This window comes from Desulfosarcina sp., assembly GCF_041551955.1.
Taxonomy (GTDB): Bacteria; Desulfobacterota; Desulfobacteria; order Desulfobacterales; family Desulfosarcinaceae; genus Desulfosarcina.
The window spans coordinates 1-8,542 of the sequence record NZ_JBFELV010000207.1 but is presented as its reverse complement, the minus strand read 5'-3'; the positions used below and the strand labels follow the sequence as shown (position 1 = coordinate 8,542).

The window sequence follows — 8,542 nt, the reverse complement described above, 5'->3', positions numbered from 1 at the left end:
TCCGACAGGTTGTGCTGTTGGTCCACTGTTTCCCGGACACGAGAAAATATGCGCGCCAGCAGTCGCTCTTTTCCGGCCGCCAGGCGAATCACCGCCTGAAGCAGGAAAAAACTGAGGAAGAGGACGATCACAATCGTCCAGAAGGCGTGTAGAAAAAAGTTGCTCGAAAGAATGCTTCCAGAGAAAAAATTGACCCCGGTAAGCCATCCCGCATAGCCCAGGACACCCAATACCGGCAGATTGAAGACAAGCTGAAGCAGCCCGCCGCTCAGCCGGCGGCCGGCCTGGGTCAATTCATCCTCCAACGCGTCGTTCCAGACGAGGGAAAGGCGCTCCCCGACCTCGTCCCCGTATCCCGGCGCATGTCGAGCCTGGCGCACCGAGGCTGCAAACCGGGCCCTGATCAGTGTTTCGGCGATATCGGGCCACACCCGGGCAATGGCGCTGTCATAGCGCTGCAGGGCCATGCCGGCACCGGATCCACGATCCGTCGCATACAGATCCTTTTTGGAATCCGCATAATGCCTGACCGCGGAAACCGCCCCGACAATCTGCCGGACCGGATTGCCGAATCGCAGCAGGGAGGCGATGCCGGTGCCGAACACCAGGATCCGGGTCCAGACAGCCACCAGCCACCCTACCGGCCCCAACCAACGCTGAGCCAGTTGCTGATATAGGCGGACGTTGATGCCCGGCATCAATGCGTGGCCGCCGCCGCGAAAAGCGGTCACCGCCTGGCGCATGGCTTCCGCCTCGGAGGCGGCCATCTGGTCGATGGCCGCCTCCAAGTCTTTTTTCTCCTTTTGCGCTTCGCTGCGAACGGTTTGTTGAAGGTACTCTCGCAGATTCCGAGCGTTCTCCAGTCGGCGGTCCACGGAAAAGCCGGATCGGTTGAAGGTGCCGACAATCAACTGCCGAAGCTGGTCGAACTGGTTCCGGTCGTGCTTGGGGGTAGCCTCGCGATCCCAACCCGGGTTCTTTAGATGGCTTCTGGCGGAGACACACAGGACCGCCGCCGGTTCTGCGGACCAGGCCTCGCTGATATAGCGGTAAAAGTCGGGCATGATGGTGCCGGTGAGTTCGGCTTCGGCCAGCCGGTCGCATTTGTTCACCGCCACCACCAGGCTCTCTCCACTGAACAACCGTACGTAGGGGGCCAGAAAATCCGTGTGGTCCCGCCGCTTGGGGTTCTCCCCGTCAAACACGCAGACCAGCACATCGGACAGGGTGATGGCCTTGCGAATGATGGGTACGTGCCGGTCCTGGTGGGTGCTGTCCGTGTCCGGCGTGTCGATGAGGATGATATTTTCAAGGGCTTCGGCCGCCTGGCTGGCGTGGACCCTGATGTGTTGCGGGCCCAACTGGTCCATTAGCTGCCCGGCATCGGCGGATTGACGGCAAAACACCACCACCTGCTCGGTGGTTGGACGGCGGTGGCCGGACGGCGAGAGGTTGTCCTCGCCCGACAGGGCGTTGAGCAGCGTGGATTTTCCCGAACCGCTGGGGCCCACGAGCGTAACCACCAGCTTGCGATCGAAGAGCTCGACCAGGCGGTCCAGCATGCGCAGGGACTCGTCGCAGGCTTTTCGCAGGCCGATGGCGGGCCGCCACAGGGAGATGCCGTCCAGGGTCTCGGCCAGCTCTTGAATGTCTGTACGAACGGTTTCCACTTCTCCCATGGCCCGGAGTCTGGCCATCTGCGCATCCATCATGTTTTTTTCTCCAGTGCTCGACCGCAGCGGGCCAGGCGTTCAGCCATCGAATCGATCCGCTTGGCGGTGTGTTCAGCCATTTCCCGACCCCGTCCTAGCAGCGGCCCGGTGATCTTCTCTTCAAACAGGGCTTCGATGGCCGTCAATTTGTGCGTGAGCCAGGCCCGGGCCACAGGGCCCAACAGGGCTTCCAGCTGCTTCAGGTCCGCCTTTTTCATTCCGGCGGTGGCCGGGATAGCCACCAGGGCATACAGGTCGTTGAGGCCGAACAATCCGGCCAGCTTGACCTTGATGCCCACTGCCCCCACAGGATCCCCGGTATGAAGAACATAGGTTACCGCGGCAGTGGCGGGAAGGATGTTGAGCATGGCCGAAAACGTTTGTCGGATTTGATCGATGGTTGTCATGCGGGAGCGCTGCTCGTGGGCCAGTCGCTGCAGATCGGCTTCCAGCTGACTGGTGAGACCGAGCAGGCCCTCCTGCCGGGCCAGCATGTCGTCTACAACAGCCGACCAGTTCTGGCTGCGCAGGTCTGCCTGTGTGGCCGCCAGGACGGGGTGAAGGGGAACCTTGAAGGAAACCATGGCCGAGTCGGTGCGCTGAACGGTAGCCCCGGTTTTTTCGGCCAGTCGGCGGATCGATTCACGCAGCGGACCGACTGCCGGGTCCGTTTCAGACAGGTGGAGCACGACCGCCGGATCGACCGCCGCCTGGCGCAGGCGATTGGCCGCCCGGATGAGATCTGCCTCCAGGGCCGCCGCCATCTTGTCGCCGTCCGGGAACCCGTTTTCCTTCGGTTTTCTTCCGCCTAACCACTTGGCTGCCCGCATCAGCAGACGGACCGGTGTCTCCACCACTCGCCCGGTTTTGCGCATGATCTTGACATGGGACGGGTCGGTATCCTGCCAGATCTCTGAAAACCGGCGAACCACCGCATCCATGGGAAGATGTCCCAGCGCGTCCTGGACACTTCGCTGCTGGACCGTGCGCAGACAGGTCAGGTAAAGTGCCAGGTGTTGACTCGATTCGCGGGCCTCCTCGAAAAACCGGTGCCCCTGTCGGATCACATCGTTGAAAATGGACCGGTGAAGTTCTCTTCTCACCTGACGCGGATCCATCCGTGTCAACGCGGCCATGAGATCAGGCTGGCCCGCTTCCACCGGCAGGATGGTCATCGCCCGCTGTCCGGCCGCCACCTGGTTATCCTCACCGGCCCGGTAAACACCCAACACATGTCGCTCTGCCCGATCGCCGTAAAGGTTTTTGGCCACCGTACCGGCATGCTCAAGGACTTCATCGTCGGTGAAGCCGGGATAGGCCCGGTAGACCAGAAAACAGCTGCGCGTGCCAACGGCGGTAAGCATTCGGGCGACAAAATCAGTGTTGTCGCGGTTGTTGTAGTTGGCGTTGGTAAAGATGTAGACGAACACATCGGCGGCCCGAAGTGACCGCTCGGCCATCTCCCGGTTCTGGTAGCTGCCGCCTGCGCCGGTGTCGAAATCCGGGGTGTCCAACAGCGCCAGATCCGCCGGCAGGCCCGAACTATAATGCAGCAGGGGATCGCCGGGGGTAGTGAGAGCCTGCATGTCCGTCATCTGCTGCGGCGGGCACCCGAAAGGCTCGAAAAGGGCGTCTGCGATACTGGGGGTGCCGCGGTGGGTGGCGTTGAGCGAAACCAGAATCCGGCGGTTCATGCCCGCCCGGCCGCCGGTGGGGGAGACCGCTTCGCCGACAAGGGTGTTGAACAAGGTGGATTTGCCCGAGGAACCGCCGCCGCAAATGGCCGCCACCAAAGGAAATTCCGGTGTCAAGCGGGGGAGCAGGCGCGTGTCCACCGCCTGTTTCCATGCATCGACGGCCGCCACTGAATCAATGGCCACCAGGTCGGCCAGAGCCGCAGTATCCTCCTTTAGCCCGCGGACTGCCGCAATGGTACCTTCATCGTACAATGGATCCACCTGAAAACGGTCTCCTTTCCCTAAGTGGTCGTGTTCAGCAATACGGTGGCACACCGAGATGGCAGAGGCGCCTGGGCCGCCAGGCGCGAGGATCGAGAATACCTGTCGAATTCGAGTGACGAGCAACGCAAACGGACCGGGATGCGTCGGTCATCGAATGCCATCGTATGGATGCACACAACCGCCTGAGGTACCCCTATCACACTTCAGCGGAGCGGTGAAGCAGTTGACAAGTCTCGGTCCGTTCCCATCTTTAGGCCATTCAATGGTTGCTAAGGGAGAAAAATGATGGTCTGGGTCAACGTCCCCGGCCTGGCCGGCAAGGTCTATGTACCGGAAGATGCCAGTCAGGTGCAGCAAAAACATCCGTGCAAAGCGTGCTTCTCCTGCCAATGGTGCGACGAAAACCGCTGCCGAGTTTGTCGCGGCGACCAGGCGGAGATGGGTGACCCTTCGTCTCGGAAACGCTGCAGATGCCATCATGGCGAGCAATCGTCGCCAACCGACACTTACCGAAAATAACAAATACCAAGCACCAAATCTCAAATAAATTCCAACCCACAAGTTCCAAATCCCAAACGAAATCGATAGCTGTTGAGGATGAAAATTTGCCCTCCGGCCTCTCTCCCGATGGCATCTAATCCCTTTTCAATCTATCCCAGAATGCCTTACCGGCGTCCTGCCTGCGATCACCGCCCCTTGGCGGAGGTGGCGGCGCCGGCCCAACACCGCCGGGCCGCGCGCCGCGAAGCCGGCTGACCCGCTCCTCTACCGGCGGGTGCGTGGAGAACAGGCGCTGCAGGCTTTTACCGGACAATGGGTTGACGATGAACATGTGGGCCGTCGACGGGTTGGCGTCCATGGGAATGCGCCGTGAATAGGCTCCCAGCTTTTCCAGGGCCCGGGCCAACCCCTCGGGACTGCCGGCGATGGCGGCGCCGGTGGCGTCGGCCAAGTATTCCCGGGAGCGCGACACGGCCATCTGGATGATCATGGCCGCCATGGGGGCGATGATGGACATGGCGATCATGCCGATGGCGCCCATGCCGCCGCCGTTGTTATCGTTTCGATGCCCGCCGCCGAAAATGGCAGACCAGCGCGCCATGGATGCCAGCAGCATGATGGCTCCGGCCATGGTGGCAGCGATGGTGCCGATGAGAATGTCCCGATTCTTCACGTGGGCCAGCTCGTGGGCCAGCACGCCCATGATCTCTTGCCGGTTCATGAGCGTCAACAGTCCTTGAGTGACGGCAACCACGGCATTCTCGGGGTTGCGACCCGTGGCAAAGGCATTGGGCGTGTCCTTGGGAATGATGTAAACCGTGGGCATGGGCAGGCCCGCCTGACGGGACAGGGTCTGCACCATCTCGAAAAGTTCAGGGGCCTGTTGGGGTGTCGCCTCATGCGCCTGGTACATTTTCAGGACGATCTTGTCCGAAAACCAGTAACTGAAAAAGTTCATTCCTGCAGCCAGAACCAGGGCAATCAACATTCCCTGGCGCCCCCCCAGCAGGTTGCCCACGATCATGATGAAAGCCGTCATCACGGCCAGCAGAAGGGTGGTTTTTAGCTGATTGCCCATTTGCGTCATTTCCTCTTGATAAGGTGTTCACCGTTAAACAAAACGACTGATTTGTCGTTCTCATTCGTGTGCTCAATAATAACACCGATTCGCGCAAAGGCAACAGGGGCGGGACAATCCGCCCATGTCGCTTTACAACCACCCGTTTCGGTGCTACGTTGACCCCATCGTCAAAACCACGTGAACCGAAGTACACCAATAACAGGAAACAGGTTCGGGGAAAAACCTATGGACTACATCAAAATTAAATTCGGAGGCAATTTTGATCCCACCGACCAGGGCTTGGGGAAAACTATTCAGGAAATGTTCAGACCACGTCCCGTCAACCCGATGTTTTCGTCCCGGGAACACCTCTGGACACCGCAGATGGACATTTTTGAAACCCCGGAAGAGATCATGATCTGGGCCGAAATTTCCGGCGTGGAAAAAAACGACCTGGACTTGGAAATCAACTCCCGGGCGGTGAAGGTGTCCGGCATCCGCAGGGAGATGTCCCGGGTGTCCAACGGCACCTACCGACTTGCCGAAATCCAGTACGGGCGGTTCGAGCGGATTCTTTACCTGCCATCCCCAGTGGACACGGAGGTGGTTTCCTCAACCTATGCCAATGGGCTGCTGAAAGTCAGGATTGCCAAACTCAGGCTTGATAAGGTGCACAAAATACCCATCAGCGAAGAGTAATGAACTTTTTCCGGCAGACCCGCGTACCAGTCAGCCGTATCCGCGTAGACGGGCGGCGAAAGGCTCCGCCCCTTCACACCCTTTAAGGAGGGCGTCATGCAAGACAAAAAACCATCCATGGACTACAACACGGACAATATTCCCACCGTGCTCCCCATACTGCCGCTGTTCGATGCGACCCTGTTTCCGAAAATGGTCCTGCCTTTAGTCGTGTTGAAGGGTGAATCGGTTCATTTGATCGACGAGGCCATGGCCAACGACCGCATGATCGGTCTGTTGGTGGCCAAAAAGCAGGAGAATGTAAGACCGGACCCCGAAAGCGGCGACCTGGCCACGGTGGGCACCGCCGCCATGATCCTGAAGATGGCCAAGACCGAGGACAACCATGTTCAGCTGCTGGTTCAGGGGCTGAGCCGCTTCCGTGTCAAGTCATTTCAAAAAGGCAAACCCTACCTGGTGGCAGAAGTGGAGCACTTCAGCGACATCAACCACAAGGACAACGAGACCGAAGCGCTGATGGCCAACGCCATCAAGCAGTTTGGCCGAGTCGTGCAGCTGTCGCCGGGTCTGCCCCATGAAATGGGTTCCATGGCCGCCTCGATCAAGGAACCCGGAACCCTGGCAGACATGATGGCCTCCACGATCAACTCCTCACCCGAGGAGAAACAGCAGATTCTGGAGATACAGGACTCCACCAAACGCCTCAAGGCCGTCACCAAGCTGCTTCATCATCAGCTGGAGATTCTGGAGCTGGGCGACAAGATTCAATCCCAGGTCAAGGGGGACATGGACAAGCGCCAGCGGGAGTATTACCTGCGCCAACAGCTCAAGGCCATAAAAGAGGAGCTGGGGGAAACCGATGAAGCCACCGTAGAGCTAGAAGAATATCGGGCCAAGATCGTAGAGAAAAAGCTGCCCGAGGAGGCGGTGAAGGAAGCAGAGCGAGAACTGGACCGGCTCGCCCGCATGCACCCGTCTTCGGCCGAATACACGGTGGCCATGACCTACCTGGACTGGCTCACCGAGCTGCCTTGGAGCGAAGCGACCGAAGACAACTTGGATATCAAGAAAGCCCGCAAGGTCCTGGACGATGACCATTTCGGCCTCGAAAAGGCCAAGCGGCGAATCATCGAATACCTGGCCGTGAGAAAACTCAAGCCCGACTCCAAGGGCCCCATTCTCTGCCTGGCCGGCCCTCCGGGAACCGGCAAGACATCCTTGGGCAATTCCATTGCCCGGGCGCTGGGCCGCAAGTTTCACCGTATCTCCTTGGGCGGCGTGCGAGACGAGGCGGAGATCCGGGGGCACCGGCGGACCTACGTTGGTGCCCTGCCCGGACGCATCATCCAGGGGCTGCGCCGGGCCGGCTCCAACAACCCCATATTCATGCTGGACGAAATCGACAAGGTGGGATCCGATTTCCGGGGCGACCCTTCGTCAGCTCTGTTGGAAGTGCTGGACCCGGAGCAGAATTTCTCCTTTTCCGACCACTACCTGGACGTCCCCTTCGACCTGTCCAAAGTCATGTTCATCACCACGGCCAACGTACTGGACACCATCCCCTCCGCCCTGCTCGACCGCATGGAGGTGATCCAGCTGCTGGGCTATACGGAAGATGAAAAAGTCAAGATTGCCTCCCGCTACCTAATTCCGCGCCAGCGGGAGGCCCACGGCCTCAAGGCCAAACAGATCAACATCGCCGCCGGCGCGGTGCGCCGCATCATATCCGGGTATACCCGCGAGGCCGGCCTACGAAATCTGGAGCGGGAGATCGCCACCATCTGCCGGGGCGTGGCCGCCGGCATTGCGGAAGGCAAGATCAAGAAGGCCGCCATCAAGGTCGCCGACGTGGCCGAATATTTAGGGCCGGTCAAACTTCAGGCGGAGGCCAAAGCCCGCATGTCCACCCCCGGTGTGGCCATGGGCCTAGCCTGGACCCCCGTCGGCGGCGACCTGCTGTTCATCGAAGCCACGGCCATGAAGGGCAAAAAAGGACTCACCCTCACCGGCCAGTTGGGGGAAGTGATGAAAGAGTCGGCCACGGCGGCCCTGAGCTTCATCCGGGCCAACGCAAAAAAACTGGGCGTGGATGAGAATTTTTACGAAACGCACGACATCCACATCCATGTGCCCGCCGGTGCTATTCCCAAGGACGGCCCGTCGGCCGGCGTCACCATGCTCACGGCCCTGGTCTCCCTGCTGAAAAACAAACCCATCCACAAGAACCTGGCCATGACCGGTGAAATCACCCTGCGGGGCCAGGTGCTTCCCGTGGGAGGAATCAAGGAAAAAATGCTGGCCGCCCACCGCGCCGGCATCAAGACCATCCTGTTGCCCAAATGGAACGAAAAGGACCTGGTGGACCTACCCCAGAAAGTGCGCGCCGATATCCAGTTCCATTTCTTGGATAAAATGATCGATGTGCTGAAAATCGCCATCAATGAATAAGGTAACCGTTTATGGTTTACAGTTATCGGTTCACGGTTAAAAAATACAAAAACGAAAGATAATGATAGGGTCTACTTGTTAGGGTTGTGAAGTTTGGAAGAAGCTTCCAGATAATCAGTATCCAAAATGCTTCAATCTTTGTATGGTTCATTGAAAAAACG

The 8,542-nt window shown here is 59.3% G+C and carries 5 protein-coding genes; 2 read left to right on the top strand and 3 right to left on the bottom strand.

Going from position 1 to position 8,542, the window contains the following annotated elements; translation table 11 throughout:
- The 3 genes from ABYV26_RS15260 to htpX all read right to left on the bottom strand — a co-directional run.
- Positions 1 to 1,712: GTPase (locus tag ABYV26_RS15260; RefSeq protein WP_372682218.1), on the bottom strand; the 1,712-nt coding region annotated here is incomplete at its 3' end.
- Complete coding sequence (locus tag ABYV26_RS15255; protein WP_372682217.1) at positions 1,709 to 3,670, bottom strand: dynamin family protein; 1,962 nt, start codon at positions 3,668 to 3,670, stop codon at positions 1,709 to 1,711. The genes ABYV26_RS15260 and ABYV26_RS15255, both read right to left, overlap by 4 nt.
- 637 nt (positions 3,671 to 4,307) lie before the next feature.
- A complete protein-coding gene (gene htpX, locus ABYV26_RS15250; RefSeq protein ID WP_372682216.1) occupies positions 4,308 to 5,252 on the bottom strand; it encodes a zinc metalloprotease HtpX in 945 nt (314 codons plus the stop codon).
- Positions 5,253 to 5,618: 366 nt separating this feature from the next.
- On the opposite strand from htpX, the gene ABYV26_RS15245 reads away from it, so the two are divergent.
- Both ABYV26_RS15245 and lon read left to right on the top strand, forming a co-directional pair.
- Positions 5,619 to 5,933 carry an Hsp20/alpha crystallin family protein gene (locus tag ABYV26_RS15245; RefSeq protein WP_372682215.1) on the top strand — a complete coding sequence of 105 codons (315 nt, stop codon included), beginning with the start codon at positions 5,619 to 5,621 and terminating at the stop codon, positions 5,931 to 5,933.
- A 96-nt stretch (positions 5,934 to 6,029) separates the two neighbouring features.
- Positions 6,030 to 8,381, top strand: coding sequence for an endopeptidase La (gene lon / locus ABYV26_RS15240; protein WP_372682214.1), 2,352 nt, complete (start codon positions 6,030 to 6,032; stop codon positions 8,379 to 8,381).
- Positions 8,382 to 8,542 lie beyond the last annotated feature (161 nt).

Bases quoted from the DNA above. Each gene is read 5' to 3' on its own strand.
- htpX (WP_372682216.1), bottom strand. From the start codon at position 5,252: ATGGGCAATCAGCTAAAAACCACCCTTCTGCTGGCCGTGATGACGGCT.
- ABYV26_RS15245 (WP_372682215.1), top strand. From the start codon at position 5,619: ATGGACATTTTTGAAACCCCGGAAGAGATCATGATCTGGGCCGAAATT.
- lon (WP_372682214.1), top strand. From the start codon at position 6,030: ATGCAAGACAAAAAACCATCCATGGACTACAACACGGACAATATTCCC.